The 18,954-nt window shown below is 68.4% G+C and carries 19 protein-coding genes; 9 read left to right on the top strand and 10 right to left on the bottom strand.

Translation table 11 applies throughout. The features are described 5' to 3' along the window. Positions 1-169 precede the first annotated feature (169 nt). The 4 genes from LOC57_RS00580 (at position 170) to LOC57_RS00565 (ending at position 4,452) form a co-directional block, all read left to right on the top strand. On the top strand, positions 170-1,648 hold the full coding sequence (locus tag LOC57_RS00580) for a S1C family serine protease (RefSeq protein WP_229957531.1): 1,479 nt from the start codon (positions 170-172) through the stop codon (positions 1,646-1,648). A gap of 209 nt (positions 1,649-1,857) precedes the next feature. Beyond that, positions 1,858-2,697 (top strand): electron transfer flavoprotein subunit beta/FixA family protein, encoded by an 840-nt coding sequence (locus LOC57_RS00575; RefSeq protein ID WP_227913662.1) that lies wholly within the window; start codon positions 1,858-1,860, stop codon positions 2,695-2,697. A 65-nt stretch (positions 2,698-2,762) separates the two neighbouring features. Then, on the top strand, positions 2,763-3,707 hold the full coding sequence (locus LOC57_RS00570; protein WP_229957528.1) for an electron transfer flavoprotein subunit alpha/FixB family protein: 945 nt from the start codon (positions 2,763-2,765) through the stop codon (positions 3,705-3,707). A gap of 1 nt (position 3,708) precedes the next feature. Next, positions 3,709-4,452, top strand: a complete 744-nt coding sequence (locus LOC57_RS00565; protein ID WP_229957526.1) for a PIG-L deacetylase family protein — start codon at positions 3,709-3,711, stop codon at positions 4,450-4,452. A 62-nt stretch (positions 4,453-4,514) separates the two neighbouring features. Here LOC57_RS00565 and LOC57_RS00560 read toward each other — a convergent pair whose 3' ends face one another. Genes LOC57_RS00560 through LOC57_RS00545 form a run of 4 tightly spaced genes read right to left on the bottom strand, consistent with a single transcriptional unit; the run spans position 4,515 to position 7,651 of the window. After that, the gene (locus LOC57_RS00560) at positions 4,515-5,315 is read right to left on the bottom strand and encodes a class I SAM-dependent methyltransferase (RefSeq protein WP_227913667.1); all 801 of its coding nucleotides are present in this window, start codon (positions 5,313-5,315) and stop codon (positions 4,515-4,517) included. 15 nt (positions 5,316-5,330) lie between these two features. Then, positions 5,331-5,798 (bottom strand): tRNA (cytidine(34)-2'-O)-methyltransferase, encoded by a 468-nt coding sequence (locus LOC57_RS00555; RefSeq protein ID WP_227913669.1) that lies wholly within the window; start codon positions 5,796-5,798, stop codon positions 5,331-5,333. A 42-nt stretch (positions 5,799-5,840) separates the two neighbouring features. Continuing rightward, complete coding sequence (locus LOC57_RS00550) at positions 5,841-6,809, bottom strand: J domain-containing protein (RefSeq protein ID WP_229957524.1); 969 nt, start codon at positions 6,807-6,809, stop codon at positions 5,841-5,843. 59 nt (positions 6,810-6,868) lie between these two features. After that, the gene (locus LOC57_RS00545; protein WP_229957522.1) at positions 6,869-7,651 is read right to left on the bottom strand and encodes a uridine kinase; all 783 of its coding nucleotides are present in this window, start codon (positions 7,649-7,651) and stop codon (positions 6,869-6,871) included. A 113-nt stretch (positions 7,652-7,764) separates the two neighbouring features. Between LOC57_RS00545 and LOC57_RS00540 the strand changes: the two genes are divergently transcribed. Genes LOC57_RS00540 through LOC57_RS00525 form a run of 4 tightly spaced genes read left to right on the top strand, consistent with a single transcriptional unit; the run spans position 7,765 to position 11,728 of the window. After that, positions 7,765-8,988, top strand: a complete 1,224-nt coding sequence (locus tag LOC57_RS00540; RefSeq protein WP_227924993.1) for a cysteine desulfurase family protein — start codon at positions 7,765-7,767, stop codon at positions 8,986-8,988. Then, entirely contained in the window at positions 8,985-10,136 is a 1,152-nt protein-coding gene (gene mnmA / locus LOC57_RS00535; protein ID WP_227913674.1) for a tRNA 2-thiouridine(34) synthase MnmA, read from the top strand. Before LOC57_RS00540 ends, mnmA begins: the two co-directional genes overlap by 4 nt. Before the next feature lie 55 nt (positions 10,137-10,191). After that, positions 10,192-10,623 carry a chorismate mutase gene (locus LOC57_RS00530; RefSeq protein ID WP_227913676.1) on the top strand — a complete coding sequence of 144 codons (432 nt, stop codon included), beginning with the start codon at positions 10,192-10,194 and terminating at the stop codon, positions 10,621-10,623. Next, positions 10,616-11,728, top strand: coding sequence for a hypothetical protein (locus tag LOC57_RS00525; protein ID WP_229957520.1), 1,113 nt, complete (start codon positions 10,616-10,618; stop codon positions 11,726-11,728). The genes LOC57_RS00530 and LOC57_RS00525 overlap by 8 nt, the downstream gene beginning before the upstream one ends. A 22-nt stretch (positions 11,729-11,750) precedes the next feature. On the opposite strand, the gene LOC57_RS00520 is transcribed toward LOC57_RS00525, so the two are convergent. Genes LOC57_RS00520 through LOC57_RS00495 form a run of 6 tightly spaced genes read right to left on the bottom strand, consistent with a single transcriptional unit; the run spans position 11,751 to position 18,053 of the window. After that, positions 11,751-12,425 carry a DUF4166 domain-containing protein gene (locus tag LOC57_RS00520; RefSeq protein WP_229957518.1) on the bottom strand — a complete coding sequence of 225 codons (675 nt, stop codon included), beginning with the start codon at positions 12,423-12,425 and terminating at the stop codon, positions 11,751-11,753. 9 nt (positions 12,426-12,434) lie between these two features. Further along, a complete protein-coding gene (locus tag LOC57_RS00515) occupies positions 12,435-13,727 on the bottom strand; it encodes a DUF58 domain-containing protein (protein ID WP_229957515.1) in 1,293 nt (430 codons plus the stop codon). A gap of 12 nt (positions 13,728-13,739) precedes the next feature. Continuing rightward, the gene (locus LOC57_RS00510; RefSeq protein ID WP_229957513.1) at positions 13,740-14,780 is read right to left on the bottom strand and encodes an AAA family ATPase; all 1,041 of its coding nucleotides are present in this window, start codon (positions 14,778-14,780) and stop codon (positions 13,740-13,742) included. Further along, complete coding sequence (locus LOC57_RS00505) at positions 14,777-16,072, bottom strand: DUF4350 domain-containing protein (protein WP_229957511.1); 1,296 nt, start codon at positions 16,070-16,072, stop codon at positions 14,777-14,779. The genes LOC57_RS00510 and LOC57_RS00505 overlap by 4 nt, the downstream gene beginning before the upstream one ends. Beyond that, complete coding sequence (locus LOC57_RS00500; protein ID WP_229957510.1) at positions 16,069-16,731, bottom strand: DUF4129 domain-containing protein; 663 nt, start codon at positions 16,729-16,731, stop codon at positions 16,069-16,071. Before LOC57_RS00500 ends, LOC57_RS00505 begins: the two co-directional genes overlap by 4 nt. After that, on the bottom strand, positions 16,728-18,053 hold the full coding sequence (locus LOC57_RS00495) for a hypothetical protein (RefSeq protein ID WP_229957508.1): 1,326 nt from the start codon (positions 18,051-18,053) through the stop codon (positions 16,728-16,730). The genes LOC57_RS00500 and LOC57_RS00495 overlap by 4 nt, the downstream gene beginning before the upstream one ends. A 222-nt stretch (positions 18,054-18,275) precedes the next feature. Between LOC57_RS00495 and mtrA the strand changes: the two genes are divergently transcribed. Continuing rightward, the gene (gene mtrA / locus LOC57_RS00490) at positions 18,276-18,953 is read left to right on the top strand and encodes an MtrAB system response regulator MtrA (protein WP_227913687.1); all 678 of its coding nucleotides are present in this window, start codon (positions 18,276-18,278) and stop codon (positions 18,951-18,953) included. The last annotated feature ends 1 nt before the right edge of the window (position 18,954 follow it).

The following is an 18,954-nucleotide window of genomic DNA, read 5'->3' as shown; positions in this document are numbered from 1 at the left end:
GTGGAGTTGTGCCGGTGCGGGATGCCGCGGCATATCGGAACCGGCATTCGGGATCTTCACAGCAGATGTCCAGCAATCATGCGCGCAGGTCCCAGAATCCGCTGTCATAGTGGATACGTAAACGTTGTGGCTACACCATGGGTACACCGAATTTGGAAAGGAAACCCACATGACTGAGCAACACGGGGGAACCGACGGCCCTGAGCGCCACCTGCCTCCCCGGCCGCCGGCGCCGCCGTCGTCATACTCAGGATCTGCGCAGCCAGGATCTGCGCAGCCGGGATCTGCACAACCGGGGACCGGGCAGCCGTCCGCCGAACCGGGTACCGGACCGACGTACGGGGCAACGTACGGCTCTTCCCCGTACGGACCGCCTGCCGACGGGTCAGAAGGCACGGCATTCCAGGCGCCGGCCGGAACGGGGCAGGAACACCCGGGACGGGCAAAGAAGTTCGGCGCCGGAGCGCTGGTGACCGGCATGGTGCTGGCGGGCCTCCTGGGCGGCGGCGTCGCCGTAGGTGCCAACAGCCTTATGGATGGCGACTCGAACGGCGCCGGGCAGACCGGCCAGTCCGAAACCGTTGTCGTCAACAACAAGGACAGCGTCAACGCCGTGACCGCCGCAGCGGTCAAGGCCTCACCCAGCGTGGTGACCATCGAGGTTGCCGCATCAGGCAGCACGGGTACGGGCTCCGGGATCATCCTGGACAATGAGGGACACATCCTGACCAACACCCACGTGGTGACCCTCGGCGGTACCGCCGCCGACCCGACGGTGGAAGTGCAGACCTCGGACGGCCGGGTCCTGCAGGCGACCGTCGTCGGAACCGACCCGGTGTCGGACCTGGCAGTCATCAAGGTCGACGCCACGGACCTGACGCCGGCAGCACTGGGGGACTCGGAGAAACTGAACGTCGGGGACACCGTGATCGCCATCGGTGCGCCGCTCGGCCTGGCCGGAACCGTCACCGACGGCATCGTCTCCACGCTCAACCGCACCATCAGCGTCCAGTCCTCCGCGGCTCCGGAGTCGGACTCGGACTCTTCTCAGGTGCCCGAAGATGACGGCAACGGTTTCCGTTTCGCTCCGCCGGATGGTTCCTCGCAGGACCAGAGCTCCGGTGAAAGCTCGATCTTCCTGAACGTGCTCCAGACGGATGCGGCTATTAACCACGGCAACTCGGGAGGCGCACTGGTGAACACCAGCGGCGAGGTGATCGGCGTCAACGTCGCCATCGCCTCGGCGGCCTCGGGCAGCGCAGGGGAGGAGAGCGGCAGCATCGGTGTCGGCTTCGCGATTCCGATCACTTACGCCCAGCGCATCGCGGATGAAATCATCGACAACGGATCGGCCTCCCACGGCTATCTCGGTGTGTCCGTGAAGCCGGCCACGGCGTCGAACTCCTCCTCTACCTTCACGGTAGGCGCAGATGTGGCCGACGTTGTCTCCGGGTCCCCGGGCGCCAAGGCAGGCCTGAAGAAGGGCGACGTGGTCACCTCGGTGAACGGTATGCCGGTCACGGATGCACAGTCACTGACTGCAGCCATCCGCATGCAGCCCGCGGGCGGCAAGGTCACCATTGACTACACCCGCGACGGAATGGCCGCCAGCACCGACGTTACGCTCGGCGACTCCGCCGAGCAGTAACCCGTCACGAGTAATTCCAGGGACGGCTAACCGTTCCAGCGGGCGAAGGGCCGCTTCCGGAAATCCCCGGAGGCGGTCCTTCCTTCGTACCGGGGGCATCCGGGGAGCATGGTGTGATTAGCTTTAATCGCGCCGTCCCACCGGAAGGCGCGCGTCGGCGGGAGCATTCCCGGCCGCCGGGAACCGATTTCCTACCGGAAAGGCGCGGAATGCAGGAAGCAGCCAACCGTCCGCTGAACATTGTTGTTTTGGTAAAGCATGTCCCCGACGCACAGTTTGACCGGCACCTCACCGGCCCGGGACACACCCTGGACCGCTCCGAGAGCATCCTTTCCGAGCTGGACGAATACGCGCTGGAAGCGGCCCTGCAGCTGGCCGAGGCACGAGGCGGCGAAGCGGCAGGAAACCGCGTCACTGCCCTCTCGATGGGGCCGGCGGCAGCCGTCAACGCCGTCAAGAAATCCCTGCAGATCGGTGCCTACTCCGGCGTCCACCTCTCCGACGAAGCCCTGGCCGGCTCCGACGCCGCCGGGACGTCGCTCGCGCTCGCCGCGGCCGTGCGCGCCATCGCCGACGCAGACGGGCCGGTGGACCTGGTCATCAGCGGGATGGCATCCACCGACGGTGAGACTTCCCTGGTGCCGGCGCAGCTGGCCGAACGGCTTCAGCTGGCGCAGGTAACCTTCGCGTCCGAGCTGGAGGTAGCCGACAGCGCTGACGGCCCGCTCGTCAAGGCCCGCCGCGACGGCGACTCCTTTACTGAGACGGTCGAGGCGCCGCTGCCGGCGCTGGTCTCGGTGACGGACCAGGCCAACGATCCGCGCTACCCCAACTTCAAGGGCATCATGGCCGCGAAGAAAAAGACCGTACGGGTGCTCAGCCTCGCAGACTTGGGCATTGAGGCCGGCCAGGTGGGCCGCGACGGGGCCTGGACCACCGTCGCCGCGTCGGCACCCCGGCCGCCCCGTTCACAGGGAACCATCATTACCGACGACGGATCGGCCGGCGTGCAGCTGGTGGACTACCTTGCCGCGCAGAAACTGATCTAGACCCCCCGACCCTTGCACCGGCGCTACCCGCGCGCCGCCGCCCACGTCCCGAAGGAGCGCATCCCATGGCGTCCGTCCTCGTTTTCCTAGATGTCCCTGCCCCGCCCCTGCCGCGGGCCGCCCGCGAATTGCTGACCCTTGCGGGCAGCGTGGGTGAACCGGTGGTTGCCTCCGCCCGACCGCTGGAGACGGAACTGGCGGAAGCGCTGGCTGCGCACGGCGCACGGAAGGTTTACGAGCCTGCCGGAGACCTGGATACCGTCCTGGTTGCCGCCAAGGCGGCCTTCCTTGCCGAAGCGGCCACCGCGGAGCAGCCGGCCGCGATCCTGCTGGGCAATTCCTTCGAAGACCGCGAAATTGCCGCTCGCACCGGGATCAAACTGGGCTCCGGCGTGATTACCGACGCCGTTGCCGTTGCCCCCGATCTCGCCGTCACCAAGTCGGTGCTGGCCGGGTCCTGGACCTCCACGTGCCGGGTGCAGGCCGGAACGCCGATCATCACGGTGAAGGCCAACAGCGTTGAGCCCGCCGACGCCGTCGAAGCCGGTGCACCGGCCCGGATCGAGCTGCCGGTTCCCGAGGCCGGCCCCGCGGCACGGGTGACCGGGCGTACCGGCAAACGTGTCAGCGGGCGGCCCGAACTGGCCGAAGCGCGGGTGATTGTGGCAGGCGGCCGCGGCATGGACGGGAACTTCGGTCCCGTCGAAGAGCTTGCGGATTTGCTGGGCGGGGCCGTGGGAGCGTCCCGCGCTGCCACGGATGCCGGCTGGATAGAGCACTCCGCGCAGGTGGGCCAGACCGGCAAGACCGTGTCTCCGCAGCTGTACATTTCCGCCGGCATTTCCGGGGCGATCCAGCAAAAGGCGGGCATGCAGACAGCGCAGGTAATTGTGGCGGTAAACAAGGACGCCGATGCGCCGGTCTTCGAAATTGCCGACTTCGGCGTGGTGGGCGACGTGTTCTCGGTCCTGCCGCAGGCGGCCGCGGAAATCCGGAAGCGCAGGGCCTAGCGTGGACCAGTTCCCAACGCCCGGCCGGGTCCTGGCCTTCGCCGCCCACCCGGATGACATTGATTTCGGTGCCGCCGGCACGCTGGCCCGCTGGGCGTCCGACGGCGCCCGGATCACGTACTGCATCATGACCTCCGGGGACGCCGGGGGATTCGACCCCGCGGACCGCACCGGGGTCAGTGAGCTGCGCAGCGAGGAACAGCGCGCCGCAGCCCGCGCAGTGGGGGCCCAGGACGTGGTGTTCCTGGGGGAGCGGGACGGCTACCTGGAGGTGAACCACTCGGTGATCGCCCGGGCAGTGGAGCAGATCCGCCGCGTACGGCCGGACGTAGTGCTGGCAATGCACCCGGAACGGAACTGGGACCGCCTGCAGGCCAGCCATCCGGACCACCTCGCCTGCGGCGAAATAGTGACCCGGGCGGTGTATCCCGCGGCGGAGAACCCCTTCGCCTATCCCGAACTGGCCGAGCGGGGACTTCAGGCGTACAAGGTGCCGTGGCTGTGGTTCTACGGTGCGCCGCGTGAGCGGGAGAACCGGGCCGTGGATGTCAGCGCCACCGTGGACACCAAGCTCGCCGCCATCCGGGTGCATGCCAGCCAGCACCCGGACATTGAGGGCATGGACGCCTCGGTGCGCCGGTTCCTGCAGGACAACGCACGCCGCCACGGTATGTCCGAGGGCTCCAGCGCCGAGGTCTTCCACGTGGTGGGCGTCAATACGCCCGAGACGATCGCCGGGTTCTAAACCGGCTGCCGGGCCGGCCAGCCCCCTCCGGGCTGGCCAGCCTCCGGGCCGGCCAGCCCCTCTTAGGGGCGGACGCCGGTGGCGATCAGGGTGTCGGCGTTCAGCTCGAAGTCCTCACCGAGTTCGGCCAGGAAGTTTGTACGCACCCGTTCCACCGCGTCCGGCGCGGAAGGCAGGAGTTCGCGGAAGGTGCTGCCCATGACCAGGGACCACGCCAGCGAACCGCTGAGCTGGACCCGTCCCTGCGTGGGGGTTACCGCCACGTCGGTGAGGCCGAGGGACTCGAGCCAGGCCGAAAGTTTCTCCGGCGTGTTGATCCGCCGGAGGTTGTCCGTCTTCGGCTGCGGGGCATCCGCCAGTTCCGGACGTTCCTGCAGGCAGGCCTTCCACAGCAGTTCGCTGAAGGGGGACCCGGCGCCTTCCTGCCACACGCTGAGGGCAAACCGTCCGCCGGAGCGCAGCTGCGAAACCAGGTGGGCCGCAGCGGCGTCCATCTGGGGCAGGAGGAAAAGCCCGTAGGCGCAGAGGACGGCGTCGTAGGGATCCCCGGACTGCCATCCAGCGGCATCGGCCTTGAAAAGCCGCACGCCGTTCAGGGACAGGGTGTCCGCCTTCGCCTGGTTCAGGGCCAGCAGCTCTCCGCTGAGGTCCACACCGTCAACGGTCGCATCGGGTCCGGCGAACTGGGCGGCAGGGATGGTGGTGGCACCGCTGCCGCAGCACGCATCCAGGACGCGGTCGCCCAGGCTGATGTCCGCAGCCGCCGCAAGCGCATTGCCCATGGGATTCCACAGCGATGGTGCGAGGCGCTCAAAGTCCGCGGCGCCGTCGTCGTAGGCAGTGCCGATGTGGCGTGCAGGCATGGGATATGTCCTTAGCTAGAGCTGGGCACCGGCGAAGCCATGCTGGCGCCAGGCTTCGTAAACGGCAATGGATGCGGAATTTGCCAGGTTCAGGGACCGCAGCGTCGGCAGCATGGGCAACCGTACCCGTGCGGTGACATGCGGGTCCTTCTTTACCTCATCTGATAGTCCCACCGACTCGCGGCCGAACATCAGCACGTCACCGGCACGATACTCGATATCGGTGTAGGACGTATCGCCGTCGGAAGTGAAGGCATAGACCCGCTCCGGTGCGAGGGCTTCCCAGGCGTCCTCGAGGCTTTTGTGCACGTGGAGGACGGCGAGGTCGTGGTAGTCCAGGCCGGCGCGGCGCAGCTTGGAGTCCTCCAGGCTGAAGCCCAGCGGCTCCACCAGGTGGAGTTCGGCGCCGGTAATGGCGGCAAGGCGGATGGCGTTTCCCGTGTTGCCCGGGATTTCAGGGGAGTGGAAAAGGATGCGGAACACAGCTCCATCCTAAGCCCGGCACCGGCCGGGCAGACGCACGGCTCAGCGTGCCGAAGCGTCAATGAGCGGGCCCAGCACGGGCAGCTGGACCGTGTTCGGCGTCGGCCCTTCGGCGAAGAACCGGCGGAGCTCCCGGACCAGGCCGCCCGGGTTGGCTGTGTGCAGGGTGGCGGGCGCGGACCTGCTCAAAGTGGGCGGGTAATCGATGATGGGCTCGAACGGGTTGCCGTTGGGGCTGTGGAGGACCAGCCAGCCGGCGACATTGCAGGTGGGAAAGCGGGCCTGCATGGTCCGCACCGTATCGGCGAGCCGCAGCGTGGACACTTCCCGTCCGCGGTGCAGCAGATGCCGTCCGTCCCACCGGTAGTTCCCGGGAGCGGCCATAAGCGAGCCCAGGACCGCCATCCGGTAGCCGCCCAGCAGCACATGGCCGACGTCGAGGTTCCCGCCCCGCGGCCCGGCGTCGGGAATGTGCAGCCCGTTGACCAGCCGCGCGGCGGGGTACTCGTCCAGCAGCTCCCGGTCCAGCAGCGCAATGGTGAGGTTCTCGGCGTCGAACCGGCTGCCGGTGGAGCCGAGCCGGGAGAAGAAGCCGGGACGGCGGGGAGCGCCGTGGATCTGCTGCCCGGCCATGGTCAGGGGGATGAGCGGCGGATTCTGCGGGGAGAAGTCCGGGACAAACACTGGAGGAAGGTCCAGATCCGCTGCTGCCGTCCTGCCGGCTGCGGCGCCGGGGGCAGCGGCCTCTCCGGCAGCCCGGCCCGTTCGTGCCGCGCTGCTGCGTGCCGGGGCACTGCCGGCACTGCCCAGCTGCCGGTCATAGGCGGCTTTCCGAACCGGATCGGAAAGCACCCGGTATGCACCGGCAACCCGGTCGAAGCGCTCGCTGTCGCCGCCGTGGTCGGGGTGCGTCTGGCGGGCAGCCTTCCGGTAGGCGGACTTGATTTCAGCAGCTGACGCCCCGGGCAGCAGGCCCAAGACCTCATAGAGTGTCCGGCCTGACGGGCTCACGGCGGTTCCTTTCGGCACGGTTCGGGGTCCAGTGCGGCAATTCTACCGACCGCTGCTGTTCACTTTCCCCGACTGTTTCCCCGCCCGGCTGTTTCCCCGCCCGGCTGTTTCCCCGCCCGGTACGTCGCGTTTGCCGGATCAATCACCTGCAGCGTCCTTTCGCAGGAGTTCTCCAGCACCAGAAACGCCCGGGCGGCCGGATCCGCTGCGGCGAAGTACCTTTGCTGCCCGCCCACGTACCGGTCCCGGCCCGGGCGGTGCGGGTGCACTGAGGGTGAACCGTCGCGTACAGCCAGCCGGGCAGCGGTCACCGTGAACGGTACGTCCAGGAACACGGAGCAGTCCCAGAAGTTCCGCAGTTCGTCCCGGTGCAGGAACATCCCGTCAACCAGGACGACGGCGTTGGGTGCTGCCGGCACCGGAGCCGGGTCCAGCACCGCATCAGTCTCGAGGTCATGGCCGCGGTCCCGGAATGCCGGCGCCCCCTTGGTCAAGGGGTCCAGCACGTACTCCTTGAACTGGCCCAGATTGTAGGAATCGAGCCAGAAGCCGTCCGGTGAGCTGCGGCCGAGCCGGTAGCGGACCCCGCGCACGTTGTGGAAATCATCAAGGCCCACCCGCAGGACCTGGCGGGGTTCGGCTGCGCCGGACGCGCGGAGGGCAGAAGCGAGTTCGTCGGCGAAAGTGGTCTTCCCGGCGCCGTCAACGCCGTCAAAGGCCATCAGCAACCGGGAGGAGGGCTGCAGCGCCAGGAGCACCCGGGCCAGGTGAGCAAGGACCGTGTTCCGGTCCGCGGGCGGGCCCGGGGGAACAGTCAGCGGGGGTGTTGGGGTTGGCCGCACGGCAGGATGATATCCCGAAGCCCGCCGCGCGCGGCGGCACCTGTGGGCCAACCCTCAGGAAAATCCCAGCCCGCCGAATGGGTGCTGACCGCTATGGCGGCTAGAATTAGCTGGTGCCTGTGTATCTAGATCACGCGGCGACCACGCCGATTTCGGCTTCGGCCCTCGCCGCACTCACTTCAGAACTCAGCCGCAGCGGCAATCCCTCGTCCCTGCACGGTTCGGGCCGGCGCGCCCGGATGGTGGTGGAGGAATCGCGGGAGATCCTTGCTGCCGCCGCAGGCTGCCACTCCTCCGAAATCATCTTTACGTCCGGCGGCACCGAAGCGGACAACCTGGCCGTGAAGGGCCTGTTCTGGGCCCGCCGCGACGCCGATCCGGCCCGCACCCGGATCCTGGTCTCCGGCATCGAACACCACGCAGTGCTCGACACCGTGGAATGGCTGGAAAAGCACGAAGGTGCCGTCCCGGTATGGATCCCGGTGGACGGTGACGGCGTTATTTCCCTTGACGCAGTCCGCCGGGAGCTCGAAGCCAACGCCGACAGCATCGCCCTGCTCACGCTTATGTGGGCCAACAACGAGGTCGGCACCGTGCAGGATGTGCGGACCGTTGCCGCCTTGGCGCACGAATACGGTGTGCCGGTGCATTCCGACGCGGTCCAGGCCTTCGGCGCCGTGCCCGTGGATTTCCGTGCCTCCGGGCTGGACACCATGGCGCTGAGCGCCCACAAGATTGGCGGACCGGTAGGCACCGGGGCACTGGTGGTGGGCCGGTCGGTCAAGCTCACACCGGTCCTGCACGGGGGAGGACAGGAGCGCGACATTCGCTCGGGCACCCTGGACACGGCCGGCGTCGCGGCGTTCGCGGCGGCAGCCCAAGACGCCGTCGAGCATCTGGGGGACGAGACTGAACGCCTGCGCACCCTGCGGAACTACCTCATCACCGGCGTCGAGCGGGCCATCCCGGACGCCGTGCTGCGCGGTGTGCGCGACGACGACGGCGGGCGCCGGCTGCCGGGCAACGCTCACTTCACCTTCCCTGGATGCGAGGGGGACTCGCTGCTTTTCCTCCTGGACCTGGCCGGCGTGGAATCCTCCACCGGCTCGGCCTGCACTGCCGGGGTGCCGCGGCCTTCGCATGTGTTGCTCGCCATGGGGCTGAGCGAAACCGAGGCCCGCGGAGCGCAGCGGTTCAGCCTCGGGCATACAACCACGGCCGAAGACGTTGACACGTTATTGCAGGTACTGCCCGAAGCATATGAGCGGGCCAAGAAGGCCGGGATGGCCGGACACGTAAGCAGCATCCAGACAGCAGGAACAGGTTTGACTTCATGAAGGTTTTGGCAGCAATGAGCGGCGGAGTGGACTCCGCTGTGGCAGCGGCACGGGCAGTGGAGGCAGGGCACGACGTCGTCGGTGTCCACCTGGCGCTGTCCCGGATGCCGGGAACCCTGCGTACCGGCAGCCGCGGCTGCTGCACCATCGAGGACTCCCGGGACGCGTGGCGGGCCTGCGACATCCTGGGCATCCCCTACTACGTGTGGGACTTCTCGGAGCGGTTCAAGGAAGATGTGGTGGACGACTTCGTGGCCGAATACGCCGCCGGCCGCACACCCAATCCCTGCATGCGCTGCAACGAACGGATCAAGTTCGCCGCGCTGCTGGAGAAGGCACTGGCCCTGGGCTTCGACGCCGTCTGCACCGGCCACTACGCCAAGGTCATCACCAACACGGAGGGCAACCCGGAACTGCACCGCGCCGCGGACTGGGCGAAGGACCAGTCCTATGTGCTCGGCGTGCTGACCGAAGAGCAGCTGCGGCACTGCATGTTCCCCCTGGCGGAAACCCCGTCCAAGGCCGAAGTGCGGGCCGAAGCCGAACGCCGCGGCCTGTCCGTGGCCAACAAGCCGGACAGCCACGACATCTGCTTCATTCCCGACGGCGACACCCGCGGCTGGCTCGAAGAGCGCATCGACATGTCCGAAGGCGACATCGTCGATGAAACGGGCCAGAAGCTCGGCACCCACCCCGGCGCAAACGCCTACACCGTGGGCCAGCGCCGCGGCCTGAAGCTCGGCACTCCGGCGGCGGACGGCAAACCGCGCTTCGTGCTGGAGATCCGGCCCAAGGAAAACAAGGTTGTCGTCGGACCGGAGCAGCTGCTGAACATCGACCAGATGCGCGGGACCAAGATTTCCTGGGCCGGTGTGCCGATCCCCGAGATCGCCGCCCGCACCCGGTTCGACTGCACGGTACAGGTCCGCGCCCACGGCGACCCCGTCGCGGCCACCGGCTGGATGGAAGACGTGGCCGATGAAGCGACCGGCGCGGTACGCGGGGAACTGGTGGTCCGGCTCACCGAACCGATGCGCGGGGTGGCCCCCGGCCAGTCCATGGTTCTGTACCAGGGCACGCGGGTGCTGGGCCAGGCAACCATCGACTCGGCCCGGTCCCTCGAGTGGGATCCGGCCGCGGTTTCCTAGCACGGCCGTACGTAACGTGCCGCGGGGGTTAAGCGTTGCCGCCTAAACTGGTCCAATGAGCCATACAGGACCTGAATCACCGGACGAAGAATTCGATCCGCGGGCAAGCTCCCTCTCCGGGAAAGTCGCCCAGGACGTTATGGACGAACTCCTCGCCATGCGCAGCAGCATCGACAACATCGATGCCACCTTGGTGTATCTGCTGGCCGAGCGGTTCAAGGCCACCCAGCGGGTGGGCCACCTCAAGGCCGAGCACCACCTGCCGCCGGCGGACCCGGGACGCGAAGTGGCGCAGATTGCCCGGCTGCGCCGGCTGGCGGCAGATGCGCACCTGGATCCGGCGTTCGCGGAGAAGTTCCTGAACTTCATCATCCGTGAGGTCATCCGCCACCATCAGGCCATCTCCCAGACGCGCAACGGCGGACCCGCCGGGCCCGCGGCCGGCCCTGAGTCCGGCTCTGCGTCCGCGGGTGCCACCGATGCCTGAGCAGGACAGGACCCCGCAGGGGCAGATTCAGCCGGCGCAGCAAGCTCCAACCCGCAACGGCACCGTCACCGCAAGCGCGGCCGGCGGCTGGCCGGGAACCGATCCGGTGGAATCCAGCCGGGTTATCCGCGGTGAGCTGGGGGATCCGCATCTCCCGTTCCTGATGGAACTGCCCCAGCGGGGCCCGGAAGCGGAGGCCGTGGGGCGTTCCGCCTCCCTGCTGGTTGACCTCTTCGCGGACATCCAGCCGCACGGCTGGCGCCTCGTGGAACGCCCGGGCAAGGAGCACCGGCGTGCGGTCTCACTGCTCGGCCAGGACCTGAATGCGCTGGCCGACGTAGCCGGTGCCGAGGAGTCCCCGGGGCACGCACTGAAAATTTCCCTGCGGGGGCCGCTGTCCCTGGCCGCGAACCTGCACCTGCATAACGGCGAACGGGCCCTTGCCGACGCCGGTGCGCGGCGGGAACTGGCGCAGTCACTTGCGGCCGGAGTCGGGAGCTACATTTCCCGGGCCGCCTCGTCCGTGCCCGGGGCCCGCATCACGGTGCAGGTGGACGAACCGGAGATCGCCGCCATCCTCGCCGGAGGTATCCCCACGGCCAGCGGCTACCGCACGCTGCGCTCCGTGGCGTCGGGGGAGGTTGCCGCCGCCTGGCAGCAGCTGCGCGAGGCGATTGGTGCTGCCGGGGCGGACACCGTGCTGGCGCTGCCGCGTGCCGGGGAGTTGGGCCCGCTGCGTTCCGGTGTCCAGTCCCCGTTCGAGCTGGCCCGCAGCGCCGGAGTGCAGGGTACGGCCCTGGTCACCGACGGGCTCGACGCCCGGGACTGGGAGGGCATCGCCGAGGCGGTGGAAAACGGAGAGCGGGTATGGCTCGGCGTGCTGTCCCTCCCGCCTGCCGGAGCGCCGCTTCCCCAGGTCACGGCCCTGGCGGAAAAGGTGCTGCGCCCCTGGCGCAAGCTCGGACTCTCCGTGAAGGACCTGCCGTCACTGGGGCTGCTGCCGGCAGCGGACCTGGCCGGCCTGTCACCGGACGCTGCCCGCAAGGTCCTGGCCCGGCTGACGCAGACAGCCTCAGCCCTGGACCAGGTGGCAGCAGAGGGCTAACCGGATACCGGATTGCGCAACCCTAGGTGCGGCGCTCCCAGCGGTCCGGTTCCGCGCCGGCCGGCAGCACGCCGTCGAACTCCCGGTAGGCGTAGGTGAAGGCGCCGTCATACTCGAACACCGTACCCACCTGCCGCTGCACCACCCGGGCGCTGATCCGGAAGTGCTGCTGTGCGGGGTCCCACCACTGCTCCACCCGGGCATCCGCTCCGGCAAAGTGCGGCAGGGGCAGGCGCAGCCGGCCGAGGAACAGGCGGCTGCCCGGTGAATCCATGTGCAGGTGTCCGTCTGCGGATACCCGAAGCAGCAGGTCCGTAGCCATATTGCGGCGCCGGCCCAGATAGTCCGTCAGCACCCCCGGCGCCGTCAGCACCGTGGTGTCCTCAAAGATGCGCTGCACGCCCGGAAACCCGAAGGTCCGCACCGCGGTCAGTGCCGGCCGGCCCCAGGGGTCCAGATGCGGGTAGTTGCGGATGGTGAAGGGGATGTCCTCCCCGTAGTCGGGGAAAAAGGCGTTGGCCACCGGGACCAGCGGCAGCAGGGGCCGCAGCCAGCGCCGCGGGCAGCCCGCCCGGCTGAACACGCCGGTGCCCTCACCGAACCACCCGGAGCCTGCGTGCAGGCCGAAATATTCCCGGAGTTCGGGTTGCAGCCGCTCGAAGGAGGAGCCCAGGACGGTGCGGTAGACGGACACCATGCTTAATTCTTACAGCCTCCCGGCGGCCTTGAGCCGAATGTACATATCCGCGAGTTTCGGCGGCAGCTCGTGCGGCGGTTCGTCCACCACTTCGGCGCCCATTGAACGCAGCTGTTCCCCCATGGCAGCCCGGTCCAGCAGCGCGCGTTCGGCGGCAGCGGCGCGGAACACCGACGACGTCGTGCCGCCGGCCCTGCGCAGCTCGTCCAGGCCGGGGTCCCGGACCGAGGCAACCACCACCACGTGCTTCTCCAGCAGCCGGGGCAGTACCGGAAGCAGGCCCTCTTCCAATGCGCCCGAGTCAAGGGCGGTAATCAGCACCACCAGGGAGCGGCGGCCCGAGATCTGCTGCACTGCAGCGGGGAGCAGGGAAAAGTCCGCTTCGATGAGCTCGGGGGTCAACGGGGCGGTGGCCGTGGCCAGCCGGCTCAGCATATTTCCCTTGCCGCCCGAATCCACCCTGGCCCGGATGCGGCGGTCGAAGGCCAGGAAATCCACGCGGTCACCGCTGCTGCCGGCCAGCACGCCGAGCAGGAGCGATGCCTCGATGCCGGTGTCCAGCCGCGGTTCGTCCTCGATCCGGGCCGCCGAAGTCCGGGAGGTATCCAGGGCTATGACCACCCGGCGGTCCCGTTCCGGCCGCCAGGTCCGCACCACGGTTTCCCGCCTGCGGGCGGTGGCGCGCCAGTCGATGGAACGGACATCGTCGCCGCGCACGTATTCGCGCAGGGAATCGAATTCCGTGCCGGCCCCGCGCAGCTGGACGGAGGTGTTGCCGTCCAGTTCGCGCAGCCGCCGCAGCTTGGAGGGCAGGTGCCGTTTGGACCGGAACGGCGGCAGCACCCTCAACTGCGCGGCCACCGGAAGCGTGCGCTGCCGGGCAGCCAGTCCCAGCGGGCCGAAACTGCGCACTGCCACGGAACTGCTGGTCAGCACGCCCCGCCGAGCCGGCTGAAGATGCACGTCCATCCGGCGGGCCTCACCCGCGGGGACCGCCAGCCGCTGCTCGGGGTCCCGCGCCCCGGCGGAGGGCTGCCAGGCATCCCGGATCACCGCCCGCAGCGGCCGTCCTGCGGTGTTGCGCACCACCAGGGTGCCGACCGTCGCCTCGGTCAGGCGCACACTGTCCGGCAGCCGCCGGTCTATCCGCAGGGACTTCACCGGGGCAGCCAGGAGCAGGTCCAGGGTTGCCGCGGCAGCAAGGAAGAGCAGCCACAGGAGAATGGACGCAGTCCCGGGATAAAGGATTACGGCACCGGCGCCAAGAAACGCCAGCAGGACCAACCGTCCGGAAACAGCCATCCGAAGTCCCGGTTACCGGGGTACCGGGACGGTCGCCAGGATGCTTCCCAGCACCTGGTCAACGCTGACGCCGTCCATTTGGGCTTCGGGCCGAAGCGCCACCCGGTGCCGCAGGGCCGGAAGGGTCAGGGCCTTCACATCGTCAGGGGTGACGAATGTACGCTCCGAAAGCCAGGCCCAGGCACGTGCCGTGTTCAGCAGCGCTGTGGCCCCGCGCGGGGAGACGCCCAGCTGGAAGGACGGCGCGGACCGGGTGGCACGCACCACGTCCACTATGTAGGCCAGGACTTCCGGGGCCACGGCCACCCGGGCTACGGCTTCGCGGGCCAGTTCCAAGTCCCGCGCCGATGCGACGGGCCGTACACCAGCGGCCGCAAGGTTGCGCGGATCGAAGCCGCTGCTGTGCCGGCGGATCACTTCGATCTCATCCTCCCGCCCGGGCAGGTCCAACGTCATTTTCAGCAGGAAACGGTCCAGCTGCGCCTCGGGGAGCGGGTAGGTCCCCTCGTACTCCACGGGGTTCTGCGTAGCCGCGACAATGAACGGTTCGGGCAGGGCACGGGTTGTCCCGTCCACCGTTACTTGCCGCTCCTCCATGGCTTCCAGCAGGGAAGCCTGAGTTTTTGGCGGCGTGCGGTTGATTTCGTCTGCCAGCAGGATATTGGTGAAAACGGGTCCTTCCCGGAAGGAGAACCCGGAGGAGCGGTTGTCATAGATCAGCGAGCCGGTGACATCGCCGGGCATCAGGTCAGGAGTGAACTGCACCCGTTTCGTGTCCAGGCTCAACGCTTCGGACAGGGCCCGGACCAGGAGTGTCTTGGCCACGCCGGGCACACCCTCCAGCAGCACGTGGCCCCGAGCCAGCAGGGCAATGATCAGGCCGGTCACGGCAGCGTCCTGCCCCACCACCGCCTTGCCCACTTCACGGCGGACCTGGGCCAGGGCGGCCCGGACGGGGTCGCCGCCCGGAGGCAGGGGCGGCGCGGCTGCGGCTCCGTTTGAGGACCGGGATGGTGCGGGCGCCGCCGGGTAGGGCTCGTACTGCTGGCTCATAATGACGTTGCTTCTTCCTCTAGGTCTTGCAGGTCCCAGGTCCAGCGCACCAGTTCGGCGCTTGTCCCCGGCATCGATTGGTTGAGCAGGTGGTCGACCGCGGTATAACTGCGGCCGGTGGCGGAGGCTGCGGCCATTGTTACTGCGTCGGCGTCAGCCCCCGGTCCCAGCCGCAGATGCGCTGCCATCCGCGTCATGGCTGCTGCCCGCAGGTTTGCCGCTGCATGGCTCACGGCGTTGCTGCCCCTATAGAGGCGGGCACGGCCCTCAACCGTCTCCGCAGCGGGCACCACCACGGGCAGCGGTTCCTCGGCCAGCGGCCCGAGCCTGCGCCCGCGCCAGAAGGCGGCCAATCCGGCAACCAGCACCAGCCAGGCCCCCAGCGGATAAACCCAGGGAGGCAGATAGTCGAAGGGGTCCGCGGGCCGCTCTGCGGCAGCGATGTCCTGCGGCCCGGCCTGATACCACACCAGGGTTTCGTCCGCGCCCAGCGAGCGCAGGGCAAGGGCAGCGTTGCCCTCGTCCGTCACAGTGGCGTTGGCGATCAGGTCCGGGCTGCCCAGGACGACGGCGCTCCCGCCCTTGGTAGCGGCGTAGGACCCCGCCGGGTCGGTTCCCTCCGCGCCCGGCGAGGGGAAACAGGTCACCGGGCCGCGGTAGCTTTGGCCTCCGGCGCTGACTGTGCCGGCAGCCTGGGCGTCTTCGTCGGAACAGCGCGCTTCGGCACTTTGCCCGGCGGCGTCGTCGGGTACGACACCGGCGGGACGGATGTCGGGTGCGAAATCCGACAGTTGCGCAAAGGACGGCGCCACCAGGACCACCCGCCCCGCCTCGTCAGCAAGTTCTTCGCGCTGCTCGCTGTTGAGGAACTCCCGGGGGTCCAGGAACAGCAGCGTGGCACCGGGGTTCGCGTCCAGGGCGGCATAGGCCTCGGCCAGGTCCTGCGGATGCTGCACTTTTACGCCTTGGCCGGCCAGGACCTCCGCGACTGCCATGGCACCGTCCGGAGCCGCGTTGTCCGGCGACAGGGGCTCACTGTCCTGCCGGGGGCGGGCAAAGACCGAGAGGGCCGCCACAACGGCCAGGACCAGGACCAGTGCCAGCAGGACCCGGTGCCGGCGGAACCAGCCAAGCACTCGGCCCGGGCCGGCAGCACGGACTGCGGGTGATCCCCCGGGGCTCCCGCCGGTATCCGTTGTGGGCAGGCCGGGCAGGCCGGGCAGGCCGGGCAGGCCGGGCAGGCCGGGCAGGCCGGCGGGGACCGGGGGAGAGGGGGTGCGCGTACCAGTCACCGGGGTGCCGCCATGGCAGGTTCGGGGGACAAGGCAGGACGGGCGGATTCCAATGCCCCGTCCAGCGCGGCGGCCCGCCGGCAGTCGTCGGAGGCAGCGTGCTCTGTACCGTACATGACCTCATCAAAGCGCCGGCCAAGCCACAGGAGTTCCGTACGGGCTTCGGGGAACGCCGACGCCAGGGCGGCGCCTGCTTCGGCAGCGGTCCGCGAAGGGCGCGCCTCGAAGACGACCCGCTCCTCGGCGGACCGGACCATAGCGCGGAACCGTTCCGCGAGTGCCTCGTCCCAGCGCTGCGCAGCCTCGGCCTGTTCGGCGCGTGCACGGTGCTGCTGCGCAGCTTCGATCAGGTCTTGCGCGAAGACTTTCCCGGGTTTTTTCGCGGCGGAGGAGAAGCGGGGCCGGAATATGAGGACAACAATGACGGCAACCGCCGCGGCGGCCAGCGCCAGGACCAGCGTCCCCGGCCCGGCGTCGAGGCCCTCCAGTCCGTCAAGCAAATCGCCCAGCCACTCGGTCACGGCCTTCCACGCACGCTGAAGCAGCCCTGGTTCGGCGTCTGCATAGATGTCCCGGGACAGTTCATCGCTTAGCCACTCCCGTGCCTGGTCCGACTCGGGATCCACCGGCACGTCACCGGGAACCCGGGTGGGAATCATGGCATTCCCGGGCCGTGGTAGGTGCCGCCGGGCGCGGCCGGCGCGGCCCTGCCCGGCAGGAAATCGGGGTCCTGGATGCGGGGATTCTCCTGCTCCCTCATCAGGGCGATATCGAACCCTTCACGCCGCATCCGCAGGTCCACGTAAAGCAGGGCAGTCACGGCACCCTGGAAGGTATAGGCGATGCCGGCAACCAGCAGCGAAAGCGCTGTCATGAGCAGCGCGAACGTGCCGCTGTTTGCCGGGTCCGCGCCGAGTGACAGGGACGTGATGAGGCCGAGCGGGACACTCAGGACCTGCATCAGCACCGAAGTGATCAGTCCGGTCAGCAACAGCACCCCGAAGACGCGCCACCAGTTTGTCCGTGTCACCTGCCAGGCCCGGGCCAGGGAACGAAACACGCCGGTTCCTTCCAGGACCAGTACCGCAGGGGCCACCATGAGTTTTACCGATACCCACGCGAGGAGGGCTATCGAAGCCAGCGAACCGAGGACCGTGACGACGATTCCCGCGTCGCCCAGCATGTAGATGACCAGGCTGAAAAGCAGGACCAGCAGGGTGAAGGCGGCAAGGAACGCGGCCATCAGCAACAGTATGAGTCCGGCCAGGCGGAGCAGGACCGGACCCAGGATCCGCCACGTTTGGCCGAAACCGGTCTTGAGGTTCAGCACGGCGCGGGCCACCGGGATCACCATAAGGCCCTGGATCAGCAGGGCTCCGGCCGTGTTTCCCAACGCCACCCAGCCGAACAGGGACAGGATGCTGAGCGTGGACCCAAGCACCTCGTCGTCGGACATGCCGGCATCTGACAAGTCACCCGTCACGGGGTCGATGACGATCTGGTCACCGAAAATGAAACCGAGGATAACCGTGACGAGCGCTATGAAAGCCTGGATCAGCAGCGCGCTGCCGAACGTCGCCGCGGCACTGCGACGGCAGGCACGGAAGGCGCCGTCCAGGATTTCGCCCACGCCCAGCCGGCGCAGCGGGACGATGCCCGGCTTGGGCGGGGGGATGTACGCACCAGGAGGCATGGGCCCGCCTGCGGGCTGTCCCCACGGGTTCGGCTGTCCCCACGGGTTCGGCTGTCCCCACGGGTTCGGCTGGCCCCACGGGTTGGGCTGCTGGCCCCACTGGTTGGGGGCGGGTTGCTGCTGGCCCCACTGGTTGGGGGCGGGTTGCTGCTGGCCCCACTGGTTAGGGGCAGGCTGCTGCCACGCACCGGGGGTACCATCTGCTGCCCCTGGAGCAGCCGGCGGACCCGGTGTACCCGGACCGGCGTCCGGTCCGTTGCCCGGCCCAGTGTGTTCCTGCTCGCTCATTTGACCCGTTTCCCCCGCAGCCAGTCGTGATAATTACCTCGACTATAGTTATCCGGCCCCGAATCGGCACAGGAGGCGAGCCGCGGCCGTATTTGTGTCCTCTAGGATGATAGGGATTAACTTGGGCGGCAACGCACGCCTTGGGGGAGCGGCAGCCGCCAGGACTGCTGGCCCCAGCGCGCAACTGCGCGCGGACGGACGCAAGCAGCGAAACAGGGAGCTATGAAGTCACGCATACTGGTCGTAGACGACGACGAGGCATTGGCCGAAATGATCGGCATTGTGCTGCGCAACGACGGGTTCGAACCGGTGTTCTGCGCAGACGGCTCCTCGGCACTGGAAATCTTCCGGAACAGCAAGCCCGACCTCGTGCTGCTGGACCTGATGCTGCCCGGTATCGACGGTATCGAAGTATGCCGGCAGATCCGCAGCGAAGCCGATACCCCCATCGTGATGCTCACCGCGAAATCCGACACGGCCGACGTCGTACGCGGCTTGGAATCGGGAGCCGACGACTACGTGCCCAAGCCGTTCAAGCCCGCCGAGCTGGTGGCCCGGGTCCGGGCGCGGCTGCGCCCGGGCGACCAGAAGTCCCCGGAAACGCTGCGTATCGGCGAAGTGTCCATCGACGTGGCGGGCCACTCCGTCTCCCGTGGAGGAGACAGCATTTCGCTGACTCCGCTTGAGTTCGACCTGCTCGTGGCGCTGGCACGCAAGCCGTGGCAGGTTTTCACCCGGGAAATGCTCCTGGAACAGGTTTGGGGATACCGCCACGCTGCGGACACGCGGTTGGTGAATGTGCATGTGCAGAGGCTCCGCTCCAAGATTGAACGCGACCCCGAAGCACCCGAGATTGTACTGACGGTGCGCGGTGTCGGATACAAAGCGGGCCAGAGCTAAG

It is taken from the genome of Arthrobacter sp. zg-Y750 (assembly GCF_020907365.1).
Classification (GTDB): Bacteria; Actinomycetota; Actinomycetes; order Actinomycetales; family Micrococcaceae; genus Arthrobacter_B.
Note: the sequence above shows the minus strand (reverse complement) of the source record. Positions and strands in the feature narration are given on the sequence as shown.

Bases quoted from the DNA above. Each gene is read 5' to 3' on its own strand.
- LOC57_RS00520 (WP_229957518.1), bottom strand. From the start codon at position 12,425: ATGGTGTCCGTCTACCGCACCGTCCTGGGCTCCTCCTTCGAGCGGCTG.
- LOC57_RS00510 (WP_229957513.1), bottom strand. From the start codon at position 14,780: ATGAGCCAGCAGTACGAGCCCTACCCGGCGGCGCCCGCACCATCCCGG.
- LOC57_RS00530 (WP_227913676.1), top strand. From the start codon at position 10,192: ATGAGCCATACAGGACCTGAATCACCGGACGAAGAATTCGATCCGCGG.
- LOC57_RS00560 (WP_227913667.1), bottom strand. From the start codon at position 5,315: ATGCCTGCACGCCACATCGGCACTGCCTACGACGACGGCGCCGCGGAC.
- mnmA (WP_227913674.1), top strand. From the start codon at position 8,985: ATGAAGGTTTTGGCAGCAATGAGCGGCGGAGTGGACTCCGCTGTGGCA.
- LOC57_RS00515 (WP_229957515.1), bottom strand. From the start codon at position 13,727: ATGGCTGTTTCCGGACGGTTGGTCCTGCTGGCGTTTCTTGGCGCCGGT.
- mtrA (WP_227913687.1), top strand. From the start codon at position 18,276: ATGAAGTCACGCATACTGGTCGTAGACGACGACGAGGCATTGGCCGAA.
- LOC57_RS00525 (WP_229957520.1), top strand. From the start codon at position 10,616: ATGCCTGAGCAGGACAGGACCCCGCAGGGGCAGATTCAGCCGGCGCAG.
- LOC57_RS00570 (WP_229957528.1), top strand. From the start codon at position 2,763: ATGGCGTCCGTCCTCGTTTTCCTAGATGTCCCTGCCCCGCCCCTGCCG.
- LOC57_RS00495 (WP_229957508.1), bottom strand. From the start codon at position 18,053: ATGAGCGAGCAGGAACACACTGGGCCGGGCAACGGACCGGACGCCGGT.
- LOC57_RS00575 (WP_227913662.1), top strand. From the start codon at position 1,858: ATGCAGGAAGCAGCCAACCGTCCGCTGAACATTGTTGTTTTGGTAAAG.
- LOC57_RS00500 (WP_229957510.1), bottom strand. From the start codon at position 16,731: ATGATTCCCACCCGGGTTCCCGGTGACGTGCCGGTGGATCCCGAGTCG.
- LOC57_RS00580 (WP_229957531.1), top strand. From the start codon at position 170: ATGACTGAGCAACACGGGGGAACCGACGGCCCTGAGCGCCACCTGCCT.